Source organism: Sinorhizobium terangae (genome assembly GCF_009601505.1).
Classification (GTDB): domain Bacteria; phylum Pseudomonadota; class Alphaproteobacteria; order Rhizobiales; family Rhizobiaceae; genus Sinorhizobium; species Sinorhizobium terangae.
In genome coordinates this window covers 18408-43291 of the sequence record NZ_WITC01000129.1, presented here as the reverse complement: position 1 = coordinate 43291, position 24884 = coordinate 18408, and the positions used below count along the sequence as shown (strand labels likewise).

The 24884-nt window shown below is 60.2% G+C and carries 20 protein-coding genes and 3 pseudogenes; 6 read left to right on the top strand and 17 right to left on the bottom strand.

The window, feature by feature from the left end; all coding sequences use genetic code 11:
- The coding region (locus tag GHK62_RS31550; protein ID WP_153439716.1) for an IS110 family RNA-guided transposase at positions 1-1035 on the bottom strand (1035 nt) is incomplete at its 3' end.
- Positions 1036-1540: 505 nt separating this feature from the next.
- Here GHK62_RS31550 and GHK62_RS31545 point away from each other — a divergent pair.
- On the top strand, positions 1541-2191 hold the full coding sequence (locus GHK62_RS31545) for a pyridoxamine 5'-phosphate oxidase family protein (RefSeq protein WP_153439780.1): 651 nt from the start codon (positions 1541-1543) through the stop codon (positions 2189-2191).
- Positions 2192-2923: 732 nt separating this feature from the next.
- Complete coding sequence (locus GHK62_RS31540; protein WP_210253345.1) at positions 2924-4177, top strand: hypothetical protein; 1254 nt, start codon at positions 2924-2926, stop codon at positions 4175-4177.
- Between the two features lie 424 nt (positions 4178-4601).
- Here the strand turns inward: GHK62_RS31540 and GHK62_RS31535 are convergent, their stop codons facing one another.
- A complete protein-coding gene (locus GHK62_RS31535) occupies positions 4602-5444 on the bottom strand; it encodes an SDR family NAD(P)-dependent oxidoreductase (protein ID WP_153439782.1) in 843 nt (280 codons plus the stop codon).
- Between the two features lie 327 nt (positions 5445-5771).
- Here GHK62_RS31535 and GHK62_RS31530 point away from each other — a divergent pair, with 327 nt between their 5' ends.
- Together GHK62_RS31530 and GHK62_RS31525 are read left to right on the top strand one after the other, a co-directional pair.
- Positions 5772-6446 carry a DJ-1/PfpI family protein gene (locus tag GHK62_RS31530; protein ID WP_153439783.1) on the top strand — a complete coding sequence of 225 codons (675 nt, stop codon included), beginning with the start codon at positions 5772-5774 and terminating at the stop codon, positions 6444-6446.
- Positions 6447-6604: 158 nt separating this feature from the next.
- Positions 6605-6814, top strand: a pseudogene (locus GHK62_RS31525) (asparaginase); the annotation flags it as partial.
- Positions 6815-7055: 241 nt separating this feature from the next.
- Here GHK62_RS31525 and GHK62_RS31520 read toward each other — a convergent pair.
- Positions 7056-7850: a class I SAM-dependent methyltransferase gene (locus tag GHK62_RS31520; RefSeq protein WP_167528248.1), complete on the bottom strand. Its 795-nt coding sequence runs from the start codon at positions 7848-7850 to the stop codon at positions 7056-7058.
- A 435-nt stretch (positions 7851-8285) separates the two neighbouring features.
- Here GHK62_RS31520 and GHK62_RS31515 point away from each other — a divergent pair.
- A pseudogene (locus GHK62_RS31515) lies at positions 8286-8865 on the top strand (tyrosine-type recombinase/integrase).
- A 356-nt stretch (positions 8866-9221) separates the two neighbouring features.
- Positions 9222-11117, top strand: coding sequence for a potassium transporter Kup (locus GHK62_RS31510; protein WP_153439785.1), 1896 nt, complete (start codon positions 9222-9224; stop codon positions 11115-11117).
- A 95-nt stretch (positions 11118-11212) separates the two neighbouring features.
- Here GHK62_RS31510 and GHK62_RS31505 read toward each other — a convergent pair whose 3' ends face one another.
- From GHK62_RS31505 to GHK62_RS31440, 14 genes and pseudogenes are all read right to left on the bottom strand, one after another.
- A complete protein-coding gene (locus GHK62_RS31505; protein WP_153439786.1) occupies positions 11213-11992 on the bottom strand; it encodes a DUF4118 domain-containing protein in 780 nt (259 codons plus the stop codon).
- A 354-nt stretch (positions 11993-12346) separates the two neighbouring features.
- On the bottom strand, positions 12347-12799 hold the full coding sequence (locus GHK62_RS31500; RefSeq protein WP_153439787.1) for a PTS sugar transporter subunit IIA: 453 nt from the start codon (positions 12797-12799) through the stop codon (positions 12347-12349).
- 38 nt (positions 12800-12837) lie between these two features.
- A complete protein-coding gene (locus GHK62_RS31495; protein ID WP_153439788.1) occupies positions 12838-13536 on the bottom strand; it encodes a response regulator transcription factor in 699 nt (232 codons plus the stop codon).
- Positions 13533-16238 carry a sensor histidine kinase gene (locus GHK62_RS31490; protein WP_153439789.1) on the bottom strand — a complete coding sequence of 902 codons (2706 nt, stop codon included), beginning with the start codon at positions 16236-16238 and terminating at the stop codon, positions 13533-13535. Before GHK62_RS31490 ends, GHK62_RS31495 begins: the two co-directional genes overlap by 4 nt.
- 51 nt (positions 16239-16289) lie before the next feature.
- The gene (kdpC, locus tag GHK62_RS31485) at positions 16290-16859 is read right to left on the bottom strand and encodes a potassium-transporting ATPase subunit KdpC (RefSeq protein ID WP_153439790.1); all 570 of its coding nucleotides are present in this window, start codon (positions 16857-16859) and stop codon (positions 16290-16292) included.
- A gap of 11 nt (positions 16860-16870) precedes the next feature.
- Complete coding sequence (gene kdpB / locus GHK62_RS31480) at positions 16871-18958, bottom strand: potassium-transporting ATPase subunit KdpB (protein WP_153439791.1); 2088 nt, start codon at positions 18956-18958, stop codon at positions 16871-16873.
- Between the two features lie 40 nt (positions 18959-18998).
- Positions 18999-19166 (bottom strand): hypothetical protein, encoded by a 168-nt coding sequence (locus tag GHK62_RS31475; RefSeq protein WP_153439792.1) that lies wholly within the window; start codon positions 19164-19166, stop codon positions 18999-19001.
- 9 nt (positions 19167-19175) lie between these two features.
- Positions 19176-20879 carry a potassium-transporting ATPase subunit KdpA gene (kdpA, locus tag GHK62_RS31470; protein ID WP_153439793.1) on the bottom strand — a complete coding sequence of 568 codons (1704 nt, stop codon included), beginning with the start codon at positions 20877-20879 and terminating at the stop codon, positions 19176-19178.
- Between the two features lie 32 nt (positions 20880-20911).
- The gene (locus tag GHK62_RS31465; RefSeq protein ID WP_153439794.1) at positions 20912-21001 is read right to left on the bottom strand and encodes a K(+)-transporting ATPase subunit F; all 90 of its coding nucleotides are present in this window, start codon (positions 20999-21001) and stop codon (positions 20912-20914) included.
- 427 nt (positions 21002-21428) lie between these two features.
- Positions 21429-21593 (bottom strand): hypothetical protein, encoded by a 165-nt coding sequence (locus GHK62_RS31460; protein WP_153439795.1) that lies wholly within the window; start codon positions 21591-21593, stop codon positions 21429-21431.
- A 1341-nt stretch (positions 21594-22934) separates the two neighbouring features.
- Positions 22935-23063: pseudogene (locus GHK62_RS34670) on the bottom strand (DedA family protein); the annotation flags it as partial.
- Positions 23064-23082: 19 nt separating this feature from the next.
- On the bottom strand, positions 23083-23499 hold the full coding sequence (locus GHK62_RS31450) for an MDR/zinc-dependent alcohol dehydrogenase-like family protein (protein WP_153439796.1): 417 nt from the start codon (positions 23497-23499) through the stop codon (positions 23083-23085).
- A gap of 249 nt (positions 23500-23748) precedes the next feature.
- Positions 23749-24531 carry an SDR family oxidoreductase gene (locus tag GHK62_RS31445; protein ID WP_153439797.1) on the bottom strand — a complete coding sequence of 261 codons (783 nt, stop codon included), beginning with the start codon at positions 24529-24531 and terminating at the stop codon, positions 23749-23751.
- Positions 24531-24854, bottom strand: a complete 324-nt coding sequence (locus tag GHK62_RS31440; protein ID WP_153439798.1) for a nuclear transport factor 2 family protein — start codon at positions 24852-24854, stop codon at positions 24531-24533. Before GHK62_RS31440 ends, GHK62_RS31445 begins: the two co-directional genes overlap by 1 nt.
- Positions 24855-24884: the final 30 nt, after the last annotated feature.

Genomic DNA, 24884 nt, shown 5'->3' with positions numbered 1-24884 from the left:
AGCCGCCACGGCTGGCGCTCCCTTATGAGCAATGAAGTTGGTTCTGTCCCTGAGCAGGCAATGCAACACCACCGCGAGCTTGCGGGCCAGCGCCACGCGCGCCTTTCTGGGACCGGCCCGTTTGGCGACCGCCAACGCCCAGCGCTTCAGATCGGAACCTTTGACCGGTCGCGTCAGGATGACGTTGGCCGCCTCGTAGAGCGCGGTGCGCACGCTCCCATCGCCGATCTTCGAGATGCGACCGCTATGATCGGTCTCGCCCGATTGATATTTCTTCGGCGTCAATCCGAAGTGCGGCCCCACCGCGCGTGATGAGCGGAAGCGCTCCGGCGCATCGACGGCCGCCACAAACGTCAGCGCCACCAGGACACCAACGCCTGGCGTCGTCATCAACCGCTGTGCGTTGTTATCCTGGCGGGCGATGGCGCGCAGCTGGCGCTCAAGCCCTGCAAACTCATGCACAAGCGCGTCGCGCACCTTCAGCAGCGAAGCGGCGATCGCTTCCAAGGTCGAATGGCCTGCAATCAGCTCGCGGATGCGCCCCGCGTAAGTGCGCCGCGTCGTCGGCCCGACCTTGAGGCCGAAGCCGCGCAGGATGCCCCGGATGCTCATCTCGATGTCGTGAAGCTTGCCTTGAATGAGCTTGCGGGCGGTCAGCAGCGCACGCACCTCCTGGGCCGCAAGAGATTTGCAGTGGACCGGCCTGAACCAGCCAAGCCGCATCAACTGCGCAATGCCCCGAGCGTCCTTCTTGTCGGTCTTTACCGGCATTGTCTTGAAGGCTGCACGCACGTGGCGCGTCTCGATCAGCTCGACCGAGAGACCGGCTTTCACCATCCCGGCATGGAGCCACTGCGACAAGGGCCCGGCCTCCAGACCAATTCGCTCCATCGCAACGCCGTGCGCGCCGAACCAGGCGATCAGCGCAGCGGGCTCGCTGAGGATCTTTGCTTCCCGCACAATGCGGCCATCCGCATCCACCACGCACACACTTGAGTATTCCAGGGATACGTCTATGCCGGCATACTCTTTCATGGTCGTCTCTCCGTGCTGCTATGGAGCAGGCCACTCCTGACTCCGCGACACCATCATTGTGAGGGACGACCACCGGCCCTTCAAACCTGCCGGGCCGGGTCGGCCCGTTACACCATCTTGTTGGCCAGAACGTGAACATCTTCGCAAGAAGCCGTGTACAGGGCTCGAGAGGAACGGCTCCCTTCGACCCACTGCGGAAATTGGCCGCTAGCGCCCAGAACATCCGAATTAGTTGCGCAAAGCAGACCCTTTGTATGGCTGAGTGTTCGGATGCGGGTTTATCCTGGCCTCCTCAAAATCTCGACCGGCCGCACTTTGGTCGTCGTTATAAACCACCGCACCTTATCGCCAAGAAGGCCCACAAACTACATTGATCCTGCAATCAAACTAAGGTACCAAGCTTGATGTACGTACCTCATATTCGCATAGAGGAAGCGGACAGTGAAGGTCTGAGGTGCGCGGATAATGACTAAGATACAAATGGGAGCAGCCTGGGAGGTGGATCATGGCGGCATTTCAGCTCAATCCCGATTTCGCGATCGAGGATGAACGGTCACTTCGGGGGCTGTTCGAACCGACACACTCCCTGGCTATACTGAAGTGTCAGAATTCGCTTGGTGAGCATGCGCGAGAGTTTATCAGGCGCTCGCCATTCTTGTGCATAGGTTCCCAGCATCTGGATGGAAAGGCCGATGTCAGTCCTCGTGGCGATCCTCCTGGCTTCGTGAAGATTCTTGATGAGCTTACCCTCGCGATCCCCGATCGGCCCGGCAATAATCGTCTTGATACCCTAAGCAACATAATCGCCAACCCGAACGTCGGACTGCTGTTCGTAATTCCCGGTTTCGAGGACACATTGCGCGTAAACGGGCGAGCCACTCTGACTCGTGACCCTGAACTCCTGAAGAGCATGGGGGTCGCTGGTCGCATCCCAAACCTTGCTATCATCGTAAGCGTGAGCGAAGTGTTCATGCACTGCGCCAAGGCATTCCGGCGCTCCCGTTTGTGGAGCGCAGATCATTTCCAGGACCGCACCGAGATGCCCTCGCTCATAAAGATGATTCTGGATGAGACTACAGGGGCCCCCACGGACAGGGATGAAATGCGAAAGATGGACGAAGGACTGGAGGAAGACTATCGAAGGACACTCTACTAAGGGCGTTCTGCGGTCAGCCGATAGCTTCTTGTTGGTGGCACGGGAAGCGATCAGTTGTACGGCGATGCCACCTTCACCGGCGGCGCCGACCAGTTCCTGTTCGCGTTGGGCAGCGGGCAAGACAGTAGGGCAACTCTCTCATCGTCGCCGCCATTTCTACGGCACTGGCTGTCACAGCCGGCGCGCTCGCTGCTTACGCACTGTCGCGGATCCAATTTCGACCGCGGCTATTGTTGATTGGCGTCTTTCTCCAAGTGATGTCTGCTGCCATCGTTGCGGTCGCCCATTCCGGCGCCGATTGGCGCATTGCTGCGGTATCGCTCTTCGTGCTTGCAGCGCCCGCGACCCGAAACCATCCATTCTGTTTGATCTCTACGTCCTAACCCGCGTATCAACACCACGGCATGCGCTGGCCGGTTCACGCACGGTAACTCGTTTGGGCGACGCTCCTAATCCTTGACTGCAACCTGTGCAATGAGCACCCTACGGCCTCTCGGTTGTAACACCTAAGGCGTAAACGGCAGTTAGACGATCGAGGGTGCAACGATGAGGTCGTTTCGCGGTGCTGCGTCGTTGATCGCGTTTTTCCTTGCGACTGTGCAGTCCGCACAAGCGCTCGACACGTTTCCGGGCGCTTCGGGCGCCGGCAGGGCCACGAGCGGCGGGCGCGGCGGCGCCGTCTTCATTGTTACGAACACGGCAGACAGCGGGACGGGCAGTCTTCGGGCCTGCATGCAGGCGACCGGGGCCCGCACCTGCGTGTTCAGGGTGAGCGGAACGATCCAGCTTGCGTCTCCGATCGTTGTAAGCAGTGGCGCCCTGACGGTGGCGGGTCAGACAAGCCCGGGCGGCATCCAGATCCGCCTGAAGTCCGGCATCGCTGCGACTGCCGCGAAGACCCCCATTCGCATCCTGGCCAGCAACGTGTTTCTGAGGCACCTGCGCGTGCGCCCGGGGAACGAGGCCGCATGGGCGAGCACACGGGGCAGTCGGAGCGGAATCGGCATCGAGAAGGCAGGCACAGTGGATCCGCAGAACATCTACCTCGACCACATGTCGGTCGGGTACGGTTCCGACCAAGCAATGTACTCGTTTCAGAGCGGTAAGAACATCACGATCGCATACAGCCTGTTCGCCTACCCGCTTTCCCCCTCACATCATGATTATGGTCCCCTCATCTGCTCAGATCAGCACCGGGGAGACTGCGGCAAGACCACTCTCTGGCGCAATATCATCAGCGCGCATCGGTGGCGCAATCCGGCGTTGAAATCGGTGGGATGCGGCACCGCGAACGAACGGGTGCATGACGTCATCAATAACTTGATCTCGAACCCGGGCGAGTTCGGCATCATGGTTGTCGACGATCACCCTGACGCGAACAACGTCGGCACCTGCGCGAATGTCGCAGCCAACATCATGGAGCGCGGTCCGAAATCGACGGGCCCGATCGCGCTCGTCAACCAAAGCAACGAGACGGCTGCCACGAACAGGTGGTATGCGCCGGTTGGGACGGGTACCGGCAACGACAACGTGCTCCTGGGTTCGCCGGCCATCCCCCAGTGCCGACTGACGCAGATCAGCCCGGTGGCGCCGTGCACCGAAACAAGCAGGGCTGCTCCCATCGGAGCGCTGAGTGCCCCGGCCAACAGCACGGCGACGCTCAAGAGTCACCTGACGCAACAAGTCGGGGCCTTTCCCCGCGATAGCCTGGACGCGAGGTGGATCGGCTTTGTCAGCAATGTGTCGACGGCCCCTGCCACCAACCCGATTTATACGACATCGGCCTCTTTCCCCGTGATCACCGGGGGGTCACCGCCGACCGATAGCGACAACGACGGAATGCCGAACAGCTTTGAGCAGGCAAACGGTCTCAGCACGACCAATGCAGCCGATCGAAACAATATCGTCCCATCGGGCACGTATGCCGGCTATACATGGCTTGAGCGATATCTCGACGAACGTCATCAAACGATTACGCCGCCCTGACATCTGCGCAGAGTAGGTGGTGCTGACTTGAACGGGGCAACACGAGGAGCCGCAGGCCCTTCGATTTGGCCGCCCCCTTTGGCACGCTGAGTAGGCACTCCGGACGCCGTTATTTCAGATGTCGATGCGAATGCATCGCCCGCAAGGACCGGGGCTGAAGGCATTCGCCGTCTGCTTCATCCGTCGTCGGACTTCGTCCGGAAACGCCCCCACTTCGGTCATAGAGGCCGGCACGCGCCTGCCTGAAAGCAGACATCGTCTTGCAAGCGGCATCACGTCTCCAAAGAGCGTGGCTCCATGCCACGGCAGACGGAGCCAGGAGAAAATTGACGTGCAAGATCGCCTCGGCGGAGCGCCAAGGTTTTCCACGAACTGTTTGAAAGATCAGCCGACTAACCGGGTCGTTGAAAAGACCGACACGAATTCAGCTTTTCACAAAGTCCGCCGGGCTGAGGGGAACAGGTCTGTAGCCGTCGACGTCGGCAATGTCATACTCCCGAGCCAGCTCTGCCGCGACCAGGACACGCCCGGATTTCGACATCAGCGCAGGGTCCCGCCAAAGTCCGGCGATGACATGGCCGATGAACCTCGGGGATTCGGAGTTGGACAAGTCGAAATATTCGGCGTTCTGCATGACGGCTTCGGTGCGTACCAGCCCGGGATAGAGTGCGACGGCGGCGACTTTATGTGGACGCAGTTCATGTGCGAAGTCCGCGGCCATCTTGTCGGCGGCGGCTTTGGCCATGCCGTAGATCGCGTTGCCGTCGTAGAATTGAGCTGCCCAGAACGAAATATTGACGATCAGACCGCGCTGCGTCGAGATCATCGTCGGCGCCACTGCGCGCGACATCATGAAAGCCGCCCTCAGCGCGGTGCCGATCATTGCGTCCCACCGCCAGACGGGCTGCTCCCAGAAAGGGCGCGGCCAAGTAAAATCGCCATCCTCGACCATGTTTTCATAGCCGGGCCATGCATTGTTCACCAGAATGTCCAGACTGTTGGCGGCCCTGATCTCTTCAGCCACGCGCTCGGTTTCGGCGTCGTTGCTGTGGTCGCAATGATGAACGACCAGTCGTCCGGGTAATGCCGCAGCCTCAAGCGCAAGCCCCTCCAGCGATCCCGCGCGCTTACCTCCCAGGCTTGCTTCCGCATCGGAACGGGACCTGCCGGTAACGTGGACCGTGGCTCCCTCGGCGAGCAGCGACAGCGCAATCCCGCGGCCGACACCGCGGCTTGCGCCCGTAACCAACGCGACGACATCTTTCATACTGGCTAGCCTCCCATACGATGGCTGTTGCAGGCAGGGGACATCGGAATTTTGCTGCAGGCAGAAAACGGATGCTTGCCGCATGAAACCTTGGGGAGCAGTCAAATACAATCTCGCTGCCCGATTAGGGCCGATGGGAGATCTTGGCAGCTTCGCGCCCCGAATCGGACGCAGAAATCAGCTTCGCTGCTGCCTGAATGCAGACCTTCCAGGCGATCACGCAGGAGGTCGTGGTTGCGCCGAAGCAGTCCTTACGATCTGTCTGAGCAGCCACCTGTGTGCTATATTTCCCCTCCCGGACCGCACGGCCGGAACAGGGGGAGCGAAATGACACGACGAGTCGCCGTTCTGTTGTTCGACAACGTAGAAGTGATGGACTTCGCAGGGCCTTTCGAAGTGTTTGGAGTAACGGGGCAACGGGAAGGCAAGCGCCTCTTCGACGTCTACACCGTGGCCCGGGAAAGCAAGCCTGTCCTGGCCCGGAACAACCTCAGCATCAATCCGGACTATAGCTTCCGCGACTGCCCCACCACGGACATCCTTGTGGTTCCAGGAGGTTTCGGAACGCGCCGGGAGAAGCACAATCCTTCAGTTCTGGATTTCGTTCGCCAGCATGCTGGCCAGGCTGAGCGGGTATTGTCGGTATGTTCTGGTGCGCTGCTGCTTGCCAAGGCCGGCTTGTTGGACGGATTGCATGCGACCACGCATCGTGGAGCCCTTGCGGAACTCCAGGTGGATGCTCCGACCGCGAATGTTCTTCCGGACGTGAGGGTTGTCGACAATGGAAAGGTTGTCCTCTCGGCTGGCATTTCCGCCGGGATCGACGCTGCACTCTACCTCGTCGCCGAACTGCATGGGCTTGAACAGGCAACTGAGACAGCAACGTACATGGAGTATGATTGGCGGTATCATCCGAACGCAGCCAACTCGGCCATTCGCATGGTGACGGCATCTTCGGACGACGCCGCACCGTCTCCCGGGTTGAATGTGACGACTCTATAAGTTCAGGCAGAATGTCTGCATTGCGGAAGAGGCGTGCAGTGGCGTCGTGGTGACACACGGCACCGACACAATAGAGGAAAGCGCATACCTGGCCGATCTGGTGGTCACTAACGACAAGCCTGTCGGTTGTTCGGCCCGAAGCGGTGCGAAGGCCGATCGTTCTCGAGGGGTTCGGCCGCGGAAACGCTACGCCAAGCGTCGCGGACGCCGTCGCCGATATAATCTCCGCAGGCTTGCCCATATTTATCGTGTCCCGATGCCAAGGCGGCCGCGTCGCGCCCATCTGCGGCAATGGCGGCGGCAAGGATCTAGAGAAGGCGGGATGCATCTTCGGGGGTGATCTGACCGGCCCGCAGCTTCGCGTCCTTGCTGCTGGGGCTAGGAATGACATCCGCTGAAATGGCGCTTGAAATAGCAGAGCTGGGAAGCTGACCTCGCCCCCGGTCACCCAGATCGGCGCTGACTGGAAGAATCGATCCTTTGCAGCGCTCGGTGACTAGCCATGTGAGTGGCTCGATTGAGCCCGAAGCGGACATCAAAATAAGACAGGCAAGACCGCTACTTTGCGCTCGATCTGGATGCCACGAATTCAGCTGCGCCGAACTACCGCTAAGTTGGAACCTCGCCGCGAACAGCCCAGAACGAGGTGGCAAAGGCGCGTGGACCGTCCACCATGCCACAAAGATAGGCTGTCTTGACGTGGCGCTCCAATTCGCTGCGTTGCGCGCCCTCAAGGTTCGTGACATAGCTGCCGGTCTTTCCCTGCCCCGTGAGAAAGCAGGACCAATAGTCTCCGAACGACTGGTACTCGAAGATCGCGCCGAGCGGTTCTTCCACCACATTCGCGAAACCGACCACACCGAACAGTCTTGCGAGCCCGCCAGGCCAACCCAGCGGCTTGGATACCATTTCATCGCGCATCGCTGCGCCGTCAGGATCGAGCACCGCCGCCGCGTCCCAAACTAAACTGAACGGCGTCCAGCCGCAGCGGAAGTTGTTGACGACTACTGCCACAGTGCCTCCTGGCCGCGTAACCCGACAGAATTCGCGTAGGCCTCGGGCCGCGTCGGGCAGCAAATCAAGAGCGAGCATGGACAGCGCGCGGTCAAAAACGCCATCTGAGTACGGCAGATCAAGGGCATCACCAATGTCAAAAACGACCTTCTCGTCGGCAGTCATACGTCGCGCGAAATCCACATATGACATTGACAGATCGATACCGGTTGCTCGCGCATTCGCTGCCGCGATTGCACGTGTCAAATGCCCCGTGCCACAGCCGACGTCTAGGACTCGCTCGTTGGCTGAAACACCGGCGAAGCGTACGAAGGCCGGGGCGAGACGCTGACTGCCTCGCCCAACATAAGCTTCATAGGCTTCGGGGTTTGTCGCCACGAACGTTGCCATGTCACAGTCCTCATCGGGAACGCACGATAATTTCACCGCCGCCTGCACGCCGTCAAGCAGCATCCAATGCGACAGGGCGAGCCGAAGAGCTTTGTGGTCATTGGCGTCAGTGGCAGGGGATGATCAGGTTCCACCCACTTGTGCCGCTGACGGCGACACCTGGAAGGACCGGATTGGGCTCGTTCGCGACCTCAATCCCAGCAGGTTGAACGTCTGCAATCGCCGTTGTGAACCCGGAAGCTGCCAGTCTGCAAACGGCCCCAAACACGTCATTCGGCAATCGGCTTTGCGATGACCGCTCAGTCCGCATCTCGGCCATTCGGGCTAACCACAGCAGACGACTGGTCACCACCCGAAAAATCCTTCTCGAAGTACGATCCGCCCGCTTGAAGGTTGAGCGCTGCGGTGTGGGGGGTGGCTTTTGGGAGGAAGGCTATGTCTAGCTGGAACTCGGGCCGTATCATCGGTCAGAAGCCCCCATTGAAGCCGAAGGAGGTCTGGGCCATCCCAACCCGCCTCCAGATGTTGGGTGCAGTGCGCGACCTGGCGCTGTTCAATCTCGCGATCGACAGCAAATTGCGCGCTTGTGATCTGGTCGCGATCTCAGTTGCTGATGTCGCGATTTGCGGACGGGTTCGCGACCGGGCAATCATCATTCAGAAGAAGACCGGCCGACCCGTGCAATTCGAATCACCGATCAAACGCGCGAGGCTGTCACTGCGTGGATCGAAAGTCGCAGGCGCGGGGAAAGGGATTACCTGTTTCCGAGCCGCGTGCACGCCAAGCCGCATCTGTCGACGCGGCAATACAGCAGGATCGTCGAAAGATGGGTGTCGAGCATCGGGCTTGATCCCAAGCGCTACGGCACGCATTCGATGAGGCGGACGAAGGCGGCGCACATTTACAAGAAGACCGGCAGCTCTTGCTCGGCCACAAAAAGCTGGAGAGCACCGTGCAGTACCTCGGGATCGAGGTCGACGACGCCCTGGCCATCTCTGAGCAGGTTGAGCTGTAGTACTCAATAGCGGCGCTTCGAACAGAAGCGCCGCTAGCTCGGCGCGCGGAAGGCCAAATTCGACCCGTGGCGGTCACTCGCCGACAACGATGGGAATTTCCGGTGCTGAGTGAAAGTGGACTCCGGAGCGGTGCAGGGAATTTTGCCGGAGACCGATCACTTACAGCACCTGCGAGGAAGCCGCCGAATGCCGCTTCGGATGAAGACAATAGGTGGAAGTTACCGCAGCCGCAGCGACATTGACTGCGGATTTTTCCGCAATATCTTCCCCGACCGGGAACCGGTATCCGTAGAGGCATGAATATCATCCATGCACGACGGGGTCGACATCCCTGGCAGTCCAATCCGAGGTCCTCATGACAGCAACACAAGCCGGCCATCCCGACAAAGCTCACGGCCGCTTCGCCGCGCTCCTGGTGGGCTCGATCGGGGTTGTCTATGGCGATATCGGCACCAGCCCGCTTTACGCCTTTCGCGAGGCGTTGCGGCCGTTCGCGCACGATGGCGTGCACGAAAACGAAGTCATCGGGTTGATTTCGTTGATGATCTGGACGTTGACGGTCATCGTGACGCTGAAATACGTGCTCTTCCTTCTTCGCGCTGACAATGACGGCGAAGGCGGGACTCTCTCTTTGCTCGCTCTCCTGATGAAGAAAGCACAAGGCAGCATCGCGCTGCTGTTTCTGGCGGGCCTGACGGGCGCGGCCCTCTTCATTGGCGATGCGATGATCACGCCGGCACTTTCCGTGCTTTCGGCCGTGGAGGGATTGAAGCTGGTCACGCCCGCTCTTTCGGACTACGTCCTGCCGATCTCCGTGACGATCCTGGCGGCGCTCTTTCTCGTGCAATCAAGGGGTACCGCCGCTGTATCCAAGTTCTTCGGCCCAATCACCCTCGTCTGGTTCGTCGCCATGGCGCTCGGCGGGATCGCCCACATCAGTGACGATTTCTCGATTCTCAATGCATTCAATCCAATCTACGCGCTCGATTTCATTACCCATGCGGGTTTGGTCGGTCTGGTCGTTCTCGGCGCGGTGTTTCTAACCGTCACCGGAGCGGAAGCCCTCTATGCCGACCTCGGCCACTTCGGGCGCACACCCATTCAGACGGCATGGTTTCTGGTGGTATTCCCGGCGCTTGCGCTCAACTATCTCGGACAGGGCGCACTCGTGCTCACCCAGCCGACGGCGATCGAGGACCCTTTCTTTCTGATGTTTCCGGAATGGGCGCTCCTGCCGATCGTGATCCTGGCTACACTTGCGACCATCATCGCCAGTCAGGCGGTCATAACCGGCGCCTTCTCGCTGGCCCGCCAGGCGATCCACCTCGGATTTCTGCCGCGCCTCGAGATACGCTTCACGTCTCAAACGACGACCGGCCAGATCTATGTGCCATCCGTCAACTCGCTGCTTTTCATGGGCGTACTGACGCTCGTCATCATCTTCGGAAGTTCGGAGGCGCTTGCCACCGCCTATGGAATCTCGGTCACAGGGGCGATGGTCGTGACCACGCTCTTGGCATTCCCGTTCCTGACATGGGTGTGGGGGTGGTCGATGATCTTTGCTCTAAGCGTACTCCTGCCCCTGTTCGTTCTCGAGTGCATCTTTCTCGCGGCCAACCTGCTGAAGGTCCACGACGGTGGCTACGTGCCCATCATGATCGCCGGCACGATTATGCTGATGATGTGGACATGGCAGAAGGGCACGCGCTTGGTAAAGGAGAAGATTGGCCGCAACGACATGTCGCTGGAAGCGTTCATACGACTGGTCGAGCGAAAATCTGAACACGCTCCCTCGGACGTCCCAGGGACGGCGGTCTTTTTGGCGAGCGTGCCGGACAAGGCCCCCGCGGTGCTGCTTCATAATCTCAAGCACAATCATGTGCTGCACGCGCAGAATATCGTCCTTCACGTTAGAACCCGTCGCGTTCCGTTCGTGCCTGAGACCGATCGGATCGAGCTAACGAGACTTTCGAATCGGTTCAGCAAGCTCACCATCAACTTTGGCTTCATGGACGAGCAGAACGTCTCACAGGCCTTCGCAATGTGCAGGAAAGCGGGGCTGAAATTCGAGATTATGTCGACGTCCTTCTTTGTTGGACGGCGCAAGCTCGTGTCAGACCCCGATACTGGCCTGCCCGGATGGCAGGACCGGCTGTTCATAGCGATGTCGCATGCGGCGATCGACCCTTCTGATTACTTCAGCCTGCCGCCCAACCGCGTTGTCGAGATCGGCGAGCAGGTGCTTGTCTGACCGACGGATCGATAGGCACGCTGCACGCCAGACACGCTCGGTTCGTTGGTGTTCGCCGCCGACGTCTCGGCCTAACAGTTCACGTGCGCAAGCCCTTAGCTTGCGATTTTTACCGTGACCATTCGCGGCTCAACATGCAGACCGAGCATCACGGCCATTCGGAGTATGCTGACGATCAAGTGCCAAGGCCAGAACACTCCGAACGATGTCGACGGAAGTTTCCGGTTCCGACATCGCTGCGGTTGAACGCCAGTCCAATGGCAGCGCACTGACCCGTCGACGTTTTTTACGGGCCAAAATTCAAATCGTGAGGCCGTAGCTGGGTAGGTTTCGGCACGAATGACAGTGCGCATCTCCAATGAGGAGCGCGCCGCTTCGAATTCGGCCTCCTGAAGCTCAATATCTCCCACTGCGTTGACGGAGACCACTTCACTCCCCGATACGGTCATCACGGCGACAGGAACTTGGAAAAGCGCTGCAAGGGTTTGGACGGTGGTTGAGACGATCGCCTCCATGCTGGCGGCCGCGACGACGGCACGGCCGTAGTCTTGCAACACCGCCGCTTGGGACCTCAACAGTGCCGCATCAGTCGCTCTGCGCCGAGAGGTATAGGCAACGCTACTGACGATAAGCCCAATGACAAAAAGCAGGCCTATTGCCCAGATGTTTGCCGGATCATCGACGAGCAGCGTGTAGCGCGGCTCGGTCAGAAAGAAGTTGTACGCGAGAGCGCCAAGCACGGCTGAGCAGAGCGATGGGCCCAAGCCGAAGCCTACGCCGGCGACGACCACCGGCACCACGAATATGAGAGAAATGTTCGGGATCGCCACGCCGCTGTCGATTCCAACGGCAATCAACGTGGCGATGGCGGTCATTGCTATGGATGCAAGTAACCGACCACCTCCGGAACCTCCAACGGTGCCGAGCTCAAACGCAGATCGGCTGCCACGCGTGGCGTGATGTCCTGTTGTAGCTTCGATTTACCACCGGCCATTGGTGCGATTCCTTCTAAAAAGCACTCGTCGTGCCGCGATATACGTACCAATTATACTCCCATTGCGTGTTCGCGGTCCGCCAGAGATGCGGCTTACAAGGCACTTTGCCTCGTATCGGTTCACACCGTTCGTTTCCGGCACTCACTGTGAAGACAGTGAGTGCATGTTGCCCAAGAGGGTGCAGCGGTCTGCGTCAACGATATGCACAAAACAAAGACCTAAAGCGTTGAAGCGTCAGACACTCTCGTCCAACAGCGACAGGTATACCTCCTCCGGTTCTGAGCCCTCTCGTATCGCGCTCAGGGTCTCCGATGAGCGAAGCTTTCGCGCGAGCAAGGCAAGGACGTTCAAATGGGTGGCACTGCCTTGCATAGGGGTGAGCAGAAGACAGACTATGTCCACGGGGACATCATCGATGGACTCGAAATCAATGGGTTGCTTGAGCCGTACGACGAGAGCAAACGGCGCCTGAAGGCCAGCAATGGGAGTATGCGGAATCGCAATCCCTTGGCCAATTCCCGTGGAACCAAGATTTTCGCGGTTGTTTATTGCGCGAAATATTTCATCCTCGTCGATGCCGACTGCCTGGCTCGCCTTCTCCGCAAGGAAATGGATGAGCATGACCTTTGAAGGAGCATGGACATTGATGACAACATGCTCCGGCTTGAGAATCTCATATATATTCATGTCACAATCCGCTTCCCGAACAATCTCGAACGGGAGCCTCAATTCTGTTCTGCTTCGCGGAGGCGATAACCGACGCCTGTTTCCGTGGTGATATATTGCGGTTGATCCGGGCTGCACTCGATCTTCTGGCGAAGCTGGCGCACGTAGACCCTGAGATATTGAACGTCAGTCGGTCCGCCCCAGATCTGGTTCAGCAGGTGCTGGTGCGTGATGACACGGCCCGCGTACTGCACGAGAATGCGCAGGATGTCGTATTCCTTGGGAGACAGTTTGACCTCCTTGTCGGCCACCTTGACGATCCGCTTCACCAGGTCGACGGAAAGATCGCCCGTCTTGAATATCGGCTTCTCGCCCCGCTGCTGCAGTCTGTGCCGAAGAGCGACGCGAATGCGGGCGGCAAGCTCCTTCATGCCGAAGGGCTTCGTGACGTAGTCGTCGGCACCGCCCTCGAGGGCCCTGACGATGCCCACCTCATCGGTGCGGCTGGAGAGAACGACGATCGGCTGCTCCAGGAAATCGCCGCGCCATTTCGCGAGCAGATCGTGGCCAGCTATGTCTGGCAGACCGAGGTCGAGAAGGATCAGGTCCGGCTGTTCTCTGGCAACAAGGCTCATCGCCTCCTTGGCGTTCATGGCTTCAATTACGGTATAACCCTCACTTGTCAGCCCGACTCGCAGCAGCTTTCGAATCGCAGGCTCGTCGTCGACGACGAGTATTTTCACCGTTAAGACTGTCATGTCAGACCTTCCACATTTCTCGCTTCGGTCGGGATCGGCATGGAAATCGTAAAGATCGCTCCCGACCGATCGGTTCTGTTTCCGGCACAGATTGTTCCGCCCATGGCTTCGACAAAGCCCTTGCAAATTGAAAGTCCGAGTCCGGTGCCCGCGCGCACGTGATCGGTCTTTTGAACACGATAAAAGCTGTCGAATATGCGCTCGAGATCACCGCCTGGGATGCCCGGGCCCTCATCGATGACCTGGAGAGTAACCGCTCCTCCGTCGATCCATGCTCGGATCATCACCGTTGAGCCTTGTGGAGCGTATTTGGCTGCGTTGTCGATGAGATTGAACAGCACTTGCTCGAACAGGACGGGGTCGAGCTTCAACATTGGCAAATCGGCCGGTATGTCGATCGCCGTCTTATGTCGTGCCAGGATCTTGCCCGCTCGGCGCAAGGCCGTGCCGACGATATCATCGATATAATGGAAGGATGCAGTCGGTGCGGTCGCGCCGGATTCGATGCGTGTCATGTCGAGCAGATTGGCGATGAAACGGTTGAGCCTCTCGGACTCATCCACGACTGTGGAGAGCAGGTCGGTGCGGTCGCCTTCAGGCATAGAGCCGGAATAGTCGCGCAACGTGCCGGCGGCTCCCATGATTGCGGCGAGCGGCGTCTTGAGATCATGGGAGATCGACGTCAACAGCGCGGAGCGCAGCCTGTCGGCCTCCGCTGCCAATCTCGCCCGATCGACGTCGGCCACGAGTTGGATCCGCTCGATGGCGAGCGCTGCCTGATCGGCCAGCGCATCGAAGAGCCGCTGCTGCTCGGGCGTCAGCAGCGGTCCCTGCTTGTCATTGTCGAGCCCAACCACGCCGATCGCCGTGCGGCCAGTCTTCAAGGGAAGATAGAGGCGCTTTGCACCCGGCAGCGTGTCGGCCCCGCGCCCGGCGGGCCGGTCATGTTCCCATGCCCAGCGGGCGGCGGCGATATCGGCATCGACCAGTGTGTCGTCCGGCGGATAACCTGCCTTGACCTCGATCGAATTTTCCTCCGGAAGGAGAATGACGACCCGCACCTTCAGCATGGAGGCGATCTGGTAGGCCGTGGCCCACAGCACGTCATCGAGCGTGCCGGTGCTGGCGAGCTTCTTGGAGAAGAGATAGAGGTCTTCAGTCGTTCTGGCGCGCTGGCGAGCCGCGGCGGCCTGACGTTGGACGCGCGCGGTCAGATTGCTTGCCGTCACGGCAACCACGAGAAAGAAGACCAGTGCCAGAACACTTTCCGGATCCTCGATCGTCAGCGTGTAACGCGGATCGAGAAAGAAGAAGTTGAAGGCCAATGCGCTGACGACGCAGGCATAGAGCGCTGGCCACAGTCCCGCGGTCAGCGCCGAAGTCAGCACCGCCATCAGGAAGACGAGCGCTATGTTCTGGACGTCCAGAACCTGGTCCAGCAGCGCGCCGAGCGCGAGTGCGGCGGAGATGTAGAGCGTACTCAACAAATAGGGTCGGAGCTTGACCTGCGCCGGAGGCGGCGCCGTCTTGATGCCGCGCTGCTCGGCTGCCGCTGCCGCCGCTCCCGAAATCACATGCACACTGATGTCGCCCGCCTGCCGGATCAGGTCATGGGAGACCGATCCTTCGACGAGCTCGCGCCAGCGGGACTTGCTGGGCTTGCCGATGATCACTTGGGTGACATTGTTCGCCGCCGCGTGGCGAAGGATTTCGCTTGCCACGTTCTGCCCGGGAATCGTCGTTGCCTCTCCGCCCAGTTGCTCAGCGAGGCGCAGATGCGCGGCAAGCCGGTCCTTATCGGCATCCGAGAGGTTGACCGAGCGCGACGTCTCGACGTGAAGCGCCGCCCAGGGAGCGCGCAAGCGGTCCGCCTGGCGCTTGGCGTAGCGCACGAGCGACGCGCCGCGCGGATGCTCGTCGACGCAGACGAGCACCCGGTCTCCCGCCGCCCAGGGGCCGGGAATGGCGTGCGCCTGCATATGGCTTACAAGCTGCTCGTCCACGCGCTGCGCCGTGCGGCGCAAAGCAAGTTCGCGCAGGGCCGTCAGGTTGCCGGGCGAAAAGTAGTTCTGGATCGCCCGCTTTGCCGTCTTCGGCAAATAGACCTTGCCCTCGTGCAAGCGCTTGATCAGGTCGTCCGGGGTGAGATCAATGATCTCGATGTCATCGGCGCGATCGATGATCGAGTCCGGCACGGTCTCGCGGACCCGGATGCGCGTGATCTGCGCGACGACGTCATTGAGGCTTTCGATGTGCTGGACGTTGAGGGTCGTATAGACGTCGATGCCTCGGGCCAGGATCTCCTCGACGTCGAGGTAGCGTTTCGCATGGCGGCTGCCGTCGACATTGGTGTGGGCAAGCTCGTCGACGAGAACCAGTTCCGGGTGGCGCGCGAGGATGGCGTCGAGGTCCATGTCGTCGAGGAGGTGTCCCTTGTAGTTGACCCTCTTGCGCGGGACCACTTCGAAGCCATCGACAAGCGCCTGGGTTTCCTTGCGACCATGGGTCTCAACGACACCGATGACGACATCGCCGCCTTCGGCCTTGCGCGCCCTTCCCGAAACCAGCATCTCGTAGGTCTTGCCGACGCCGGGCGCGGCACCGAGAAAGATCTTCAGGCGGCCGCGGGCCTCGCGTTGAGCGGCCTCGAGGAGCGCTTCCGGCGAGGGCCTGGTATCGATGTCGCGTCTTTCGTCAGGCATTGTGGCGCATTCCCTCGCGATCAAGGTCGGGGATGACCCCGGCCGCATTCGTCATTGGGCCCCAACACGATCAAGTGCAAGGTTCACGGCGAGAACATTCACCGCCAGTTCGCCCATGAACCCAAGTTCGCGCTGTTCGACATGGTCATCGACCAGCGTCTTGACTGCTGCTTCGTCGAGCCCGCGGGCTTTGGCGACGCGCGGAACCTGGAAGTAGGCGGCTTCCGGCGAAATATGCGGGTCGAGGCCACTGCCCGACGTCGTCGCGAGGTCCATCGGTACCGGCGCCAAGGGGTTTTCCGCCTTCAATGCCTCCGCTTCATTCTTCATTCGATCGATCAGCTTGGCATTGGTGGGACCAAGGTTTGAACCGCTGGAACTCGCGGCATTATACCCGTCGCCAGCAGCAGAGGGACGGCCATGGAAATAGCCCTCACCGCTGAAGGACTGACCGATCAGCTCCGAGCCGATCACCTTGCCGTCCTTTTCGATCAGGCTACCATTGGCCTGATACGGGAAGAGCGCCTGGGCGATCCCGGTCATGCCGAGCGGGTAGGCCAGTCCGGTTATGGCGGTCAATGCGATGATCATGACGATCGCGGGTCTGAGTTGTTTCAACATGGTCATGATCCTTAAACGAGGCAAAGCGCGGTTATGACGACGTCGATTGCCTTGATGCCGACGAAGGGCACAATGATGCCGCCGAGGCCATAAATCAGGAGATTTCGCGACAGCAGCGCACCGGCGCCGATCGGCCGGTATTTCACGCCCTTCAGCGAGAGCGGGATCAACGTGACGATGATCAGCGCGTTGAAGATGATCGCTGACAGGATGGCGCTTTGCGGTGTCGCGAGCCCCATGATGTTGAGCGCACCGAGCTGCGGATAGAACGCCAGGAACATCGCCGGTATAATCGCGAAGTATTTCGCGACGTCATTGGCGATGGAGAAGGTCGTCAAGGCGCCGCGCGTCATCAGCAACTGCTTGCCGATCTCGACGATCTCGATGAGCTTGGTCGGGTCGGAATCGAGATCGACCATGTTGCCGGCTTCGCGCGCCGCCACCGTGCCGGTGTTCATCGCGACGCCGACGTCGGCCTGGGCGAGAGCCGGAGCGTCGTTGGTGCCGTCGCCGCACATCGCCACCAGCTTGCCCTGGGCCTGCTCCTCGCGGATGAGGCTGAGCTTGTTTTCGGGCGTGGCTTGCGCAAGGAAATCGTCGACGCCGGCCTCCGCCGCGATCGCGGCGGCCGTCATCGGGTTGTCGCCGGTGATCATGACGGTGCGAATGCCCATGCGGCGCAGTTCGGCAAAGCGCTCCTTGATGCCGCCCTTGACGATGTCTTTCAGGTGTACGACGCCGAGCAACCGGCCGTCCTTGACGACGGCGAGCGGCGTGCCGCCGGACTTGGCGATCTCGTCGGCGATCGCCTGGAGCTCTCGCGCCGCCTGCGGATCACGCACGACGACGCTTGCCGTGCCGTTGATGTTCGCCACAGTCGTACGATCGGCGTGCTGGAGAACGGCATCGACCGCCCCCTTTCGGATGCTAGAGCCGTCGAAATCGACACCACTCATCCGGCTCTGGGCAGTGAACGGAACGAAGTGCGCATGCAGACTTCCCATGTCGCGGGCACGGATGCCGTATTTTTCCTTGGCAAGCACCACGATGGAGCGGCCCTCCGGCGTCTCGTCGGCCAGCGATGCAAGCTGCGCCGCATCTGCGAGTTCCTGATCGGAGACGCCGCGCACGGGCCTGAATTCGGTGGCCTGGCGGTTGCCAAGCGTGATCGTGCCGGTCTTGTCGAGCAGCAGCGTGTCGACGTCGCCGGCCGCCTCGACCGCACGGCCGGACATGGCAAGGACGTTGAAACGCACCAGGCGATCCATGCCCGCGATGCCGATCGCCGAGAGCAAGGCACCGATCGTCGTCGGGATCAGGGTGACGAAGAGTGCGACGAGAATGAGAACCGGGATATAGCCGCCAGCATAGGTGGCGAAGCTCGGAATCGTCGCCGTCGCTAGAACGAAGATCAGCGTCATGCCGGCAAGCAGGATGTTAAGCGCGATCTCGTTGGGGGTCTTCTGGCGTTCGGCGCCTTCGACGAGCGCGATCATGCGGTCGATGAACGTCGAACCAGCCGCGGCGGTGATCCGCACCCGGATCCAGTCCGACAGGACCTGGGTACCGCCGGTGACGGCGGACCGGTCGCCGCCGGACTCGCGGATGACAGGTGCGGATTCGCCGGTGATCGCTGCCTCGTTGACTGAGGCCACACCTTCGATCACCTCCCCGTCGGAGGGGATGATGTCGCCGGCTTCGACGAGGACGTTGTCGCCGACCTTCAGGCTTGTGCCGGGAACGAGCTTGAAGTTGTTGATATCGTCGCCCTTGAGCAGCTTCGCTTGCGTTTCCGTGCGTGTGCGCCGCAGCGACTCCGCCTGCGCCTTGCCGCGACCCTCAGCCACCGCTTCGGCAAAATTGGCAAACAGAACGGTGAACCAGAGCCAGATCACGATCTGGAAGGAAAAGCCGATGTTATCTCCGCCCGTGATCAGATCACGGACAAGCAAGACAGTGGTCAATGCGGAGACGACGGCGACGACGAACATCACCGGATTCCTGGAAAGTGTCTTCGGATTGAGCTTTCGAAAAGCATCGCCGATGGCGGGTATGAGAATGCGAGCGTCCATGATGCTCGCGGATTTGGACTGGCTCATAGGAGACTCCAGCTTGAAGGTCTAAGATCACCGCGATCCGTCAGACCGCCGTGAACAATGGAATGAGCGCCTCGACAAGGCGCGCGATCAGCACCACGACGCCCGTCATCAGGAGAAGGATGCTCGATACGCGCGGCGGCTCGACCGGTCCCCGCGCCGTGGCGCGGGGATCAAAGTGTTTGCGTGACTGCTGGAATCGCTGTTCCATGGCATCACCTCAGAAGGTCTGTCCGAGAAGCGTGGCGAGATGCTCGACGATCGGCCCGACGGCGAGCGCCGGGAAGAAGGTCAACCCGCCGACGACCAGGATGACGCCACCCAGGAGGCCAACGAACAGCGCGCCATCGGTCGGGAAGGTGCCGGCCGAGGCAGGCACGGTCTTCTTGGTCACGAGCGAGCCAGCGATCGCGAGCGCCGGGATGATCACCAGGAAACGTCCGATCAGCATCGAGAGACCGATGGTGATGTTATACCAGGGCGTATTCCCGGTCAGGCCGCCGAAGGCAGAGCCATTGTTGGCCGTACCCGACGTGTAGGCATAGAGGATCTCCGAAAAGCCGTGCGGGCCTGGATTGGCGATTGACGCTACCGCATTCGGTAAAACCGCTGCGATCGCCGTGAACCCGAGGACCGAAAGCGGGACGCAAAGGATGGCAAGAACCGCCATCTTGACCTCTTTCGCCTCGATTTTCTTGCCAAGGTATTCCGGCGTGCGGCCGACCATCAGCCCGGCGACGAAGATTGCCAGCACGACGAACAGAAGGATGCCGTAGAAGCCCGCGCCAACGCCGCCGATGATGATTTCGCCAAGCTGCATGTTGATCAACGGGATCAGGCCACCGAGCGCGGTGAAGCTGTCATGCATGGCGTTGACAGCCCCGCACGACGCCGCTGTGGTGATGGCGGCGAAGAGTGCCGACAAGGGAATGCCGAAACGCACTTCCTTGCCTTCCATGTTGCCACCCTCCAGGCCAAGCGCATGCACGAGCGGATTGCCTGCAGCCTCCGCCCAATAGCAAACGGCAACGCCCGCGAGGAAGAGAACGCCCATGGTGGCAAGAATGGCCCAGCCCTGCCGCTGGTTGCCGACCATGCGGCCGAAGACATTGGTGAGAGCCGCGCCGATCGCGAAGATCGAGACCATCTGGATCAAGTTCGAGATCGCGTCCGGGTTCTCGAACGGATGCGCCGCATTGGCGTTGAAGAAGCCGCCGCCATTGGTGCCCAGCATCTTGATGGCGATCTGCGAGGCGACAGGGCCGACCGCGATCGTCTGTTGCGCGCCTTCAAGCGTCGTCGCGTTGACGTAGGCGCCGAGGGTCTGAGGCACGCCGAGGTAGACATAGACGAGCGTCAGCAAGACACAGATCGGCAGCAGCACGTAGAGTGTGCTTCGGGTCATATCGACCCAGAAATTGCCGATCGACTTTACCGAAGCCCTGGCAAAGCCGCGGATCAGGGCCACCGCGATGGCAATGCCGGTTGCCGCCGAGACGAAGTTCTGCACCGTCAGTCCGGCCATCTGCACGAGATAGGACATCGTGCTTTCGCCGCCGTAGTTCTGCCAATTGGTGTTCGTCATGAAGCTCGCCGCCGTGTTGAAGGCAAGCTCTGGCGGGACGGCGCTCATGCCGGCCGGATTGAACGGCAAGGCGCCCTGTAGGCGTTGGAGGAAATAAAGAAGCAGGAAGCCGGCGAGATTGAAGAACAACAGCGCCGCAGCGTAGGCGGTCCAATGCTGTTCCTCGCGTTCGCTCGTTCCGGCAATCCGGTAAAGACCGCGCTCGATTGGACCGAAGAGGATCGAAAGAACCGTGCGCTCGCCGTCGAAGACGCGCGTCATGTAACCGCCAAGCGGCTTCACGAGCAAAATGATGATCCCGCAGAAGACGAGGATCTGTATCCATCCGTTGAGAGTCATAGGTATGGCTTTCCGAGCATTAGGCCTGGCGATCAGAACCGCTCCGGGCGAACGACGGCGTGGGTCAGGTAGACGAGAAGAAATACCGTCACCACACCACCGAGAGTGTAATCAATGAGCATCTTTGCGCTCCGCTATTAGAGGTTGCTGCACGCCCTGACGTAGACAAGCGATAGGGCGAAGAACACGATGCCCATGGCGAGAACGACAACGTCCATGTCGATAATTCCTGTGCGCTGTTTCGACTTACTGCGCTCCCCTGGAGGCGGTGAGAACCGATCGGCGGGCAGACGCAATGGCGTGGACATCCCACTCACCGCACGATCGAGGGGTGCGGCGCGCGATGTCAAATTTTGGCGAGAATATGGCTCCGAACCGCATAAAGATTCGAGAGAGGCGGGAAAGGAAAGAAATAGGAAACGTATAGGAATTTGGTGATCGGCTGCCTTGGCTCCCGTATCGCCGAAGAGCTGCATACGCGGTGCGAAGGTAACCCTGCTTGCCCGGCGCCGGCGCGTGCCGGCGACAAGCTGCCTTTCCTGGTCCGACCTATCTCGCCAAGTCCATGACGACGCCAAGGATGACGATAACGGCGAACATCGCGATCGTGACCGGAATGATGCCTTGCAGTTCCGTCGTCAATATCTCGACCGTTGTGGTCGATGGCCTTCGGGTCCGCGCATGCGAGGCCTGTCGGGGGTCTTTGTTCTCCATTTCGCCCGCCCCGCCCGATCAATGCGCGGCCCAGCTTAGAAGCGCTATCGCTATCGAGACAGTACCAATGACGATCCCGAGCCGCAGGAAAATTCACAAATCCTCCGGATAAGGGAGCGCCTCCGCACGCCTCTCATCGGTGACGGCTGGGCGCCGGGTCTGCCGCATATGCGGGGTGAAGTGATCCGTGCCGAGACGGGAATACATTTATCGTCGCTCCATCTGTTTTGCCGGATGCCACCCGATACAATCGAAACCTGATCGACCTCGGGCCATCCATGCCGACACGTTATTGGCGCCCCCATAACTTTTCGATTGCGGGCTCATGGAAAAGAAGTAGGAACTTCATTTGGATAGCCGGCGACTGCATGGGCGTCTTTCATATCGTCCACTCGCCAGATGGGTTGCTACGGGAAAGCCGGTGCAGCACGCGGCGGAGAACTTCGATTCCGGCGACCAATCTGGCGGATAGTCGACAGGCGGAAGATGCGTCGCTGCCGGTCGCGCAGCCCGGCTCAAGAACGCATGCGGGTGCCGTCTGCGCGCCAAGAATGAGTAAGTGGGATTCAACACCGTTAATCAGCAGCAGGTCTTGGATGCACCGCCGCCGGTGTTCAGAAGTTCCAGCGCGAAACGACCATCAGCTAGCTGGAGATATATCTTATAGGATCGGTGTCCCGCGCAGAGTTCCCGAGCGAAAACAACGGCCTCTCGTCGCGACGGATGTGCCACGTCGGAGCGCTCTCCTTCCTTCCGGACGCGCCAGTGTCGGTCGTAGTCCTGAAACACCCACAACACGACCCCAGACTCGGAGCCGTCGTTCGGTTGGCCAATCAGATCCCGAAATTTGAAATTCATCGGCGAAACTCCGGATGGAGAGGAATGATGAACCCGACTGCCATATGAAATCGAGAGGAGACGCCAAGCAACAGCATAAAGATTTCATATGTACGACCTGCTGCCCTCCTAGTGTTGTATCGCTCAGGCCCGGTTGATTGCCTGCACGGACACAACTGGACTACTGCCGGCTCTCAGGAAAGCCGCGATTTTCCCATACGTTCCATCGAAGCACCGGCGCCGACGAAGGCGCAGGTCGCTCGGCCAATTTCGCTTCCTTGAGATCAAAGAAGATTTCGGCTTCTTCACCAACCCCATCCGCCGAATGGAAGCTCACGTCCACCTGCGCCCGTTCAAATAGAGACATCCCGCGCGCAAGGAGATCGAGCAGATGAACGCGATCAAGGCGAGACTGGATGGCTCCTGCTGAATGAAGGCTGGTGCGCTACGACCCTCAAATCTTCTTCGCTCCGTGGTTGCGGACCGGCTGGTGCGAAAAATTCATCAAATGCCGAATGCCGATAGAGTTCCGAACGTCGCGACGGCGAGAACAAGATAGCGTCCCGTCTTCGCGATTGTTACCAGCAGCAGAAAGGACCACCACGGCTCCCGCATGACACCCGCAAACACAGTGGCACCACGTCACCGACACCTATCGAAACAGACGGCCGCCGCAGCGAGTTGGATCAGTGCCGTGGCCATGCCTCCCCGTGCGTCCTGTACCAGCCGGCGTTAGCCCGGCATGCTGCCCGCCCGCACGAAAAGGGCTCGATACGCCATAAGCCAGGCTGTGCAAAGAATGGAAGCGACCTCCATTGACATGCGCATTGCGTCGTGGAATGGCGATGTAATCGGCAAAGGTTCCTGGCAGAAATTCGCTGAAGATGTGCCAGTGGGGGTCCAGCGTCTCGTTGTCTCGCCAATCGTCCCTGCCGACCGTCGGATAGATGGCAACCGGTGTCCCGTCATTCAGCGTGCCGGCGCCGTCATTGCCCAGAATGATCGGGAACCAAAGAGGATCTGGGTGGTGCGTGATCCCCTGGAGGGTAAAGAGATCGTGCCGGTTCAAGCTCGCATGCGAGACTTTGACCTCGTAGCAAGTCATCCGGACCTATGGGGCAGGGCTGCTCGCCAATACAAAGCGCCCTCAGCGGATATTCCCTGCTGGGGTTCTCAACCTAGACGGCAAACATTCGACATGGCCTCTCATTGGAAGCTTGATCGGCTCGACAATAGCTTTGGGCAAGGCGCGTCCAAGTGTCGACGAACACCTACGCGGAATCCCCTGCCGCACTCCTTATTATCTGAACGAGTGGTTTTAAGCGGTAGGTACCATGCCACCGTCGATGACATATTCGGTGCCGGTGATCGCCCCCGCACGCGATGATGCAAGGAACGTTACAAGATCAGCAACCTCTTTCGGTTTCGTCGGCCGCCCGAGCGGTATACCGCCAAGCGCACCCATGATGATCTTTTTGCCACCCTCGTAGTCGGTACCCGCTTCCTTCGCGAGCCGTTCGGCAAGCGCCACGGCCGCATCGGTTTCGATCCAGCCCGGCGACACACGGACCACCCTGATCCCCTTTGGGGTCACTTCCTTTGAGAGGCTTTTGCTGTAGGTCGAGAGTGCGGCCTTGGCCGCGGCGTAGGCGGTCGTCGATTCCGGCAGCGGCAACTCGTGCTGTATCGACGTCACGTGAATGATAACACCAGATCCCCGCGCTATCATTGCCGGCAGAAGTGCCCGGTCGAGCCGAACCGCGGGCATCAGATTGTGGTTCAGTTCCTTCAGCCATTCCTCGTCGCTCAGCGCAGCAAAGCCACCGGCCGGCGCGCTGGACCCGCCAAGCACGTTGACGACGATGTCGATGCCGCCAAAATGGGCCAGCACCTCATCGGCGACCTTCGCACAGCCCTCGGCAGCCATGAGATCGGCAGCTATATAATGGGGACCCTCCGCCTTGGGTTCGGGCACGGTCCTGGCAGTTGTCGCGACCCGCGCGCCCGCGGCCAGCAAAGCCTGAACCACCGCCGCACCCGTACCCTTTGTGCCGCCCGTCACCAATGCACGCTGGCCCTCAAGACCTAGATCGAAGTTCATCAGGCGATCTCCAGGTGCGCGATCGCATCGCCCGCAAGTACGAAGGCGTAACGAAGGTCGACCGGGCTGCCGGGGAAGTTACCAGTCAGGTGCGCGGTGACGATGATCTTTCCCCCCTCCTCCTCGGCGGCAATCGGCTCGCAAGAGTACTCGTACTTGGTGGACGACTCCGCCTTCCATCGAGCAATGGCCTTGCGGCCTGTGTACGTCTGTCTTTCGTCGATCACCACAGCATCAGGGGTGAAGCGGTTGGCAACTGCCGAGCCGTCCTTTGCGTCGGCAGCGAAATAGTCGGCAACAGGTTTGGGAAGTTTAAGAGGCATAATCACTCTCCGGTGTTTACTTGCGTACGT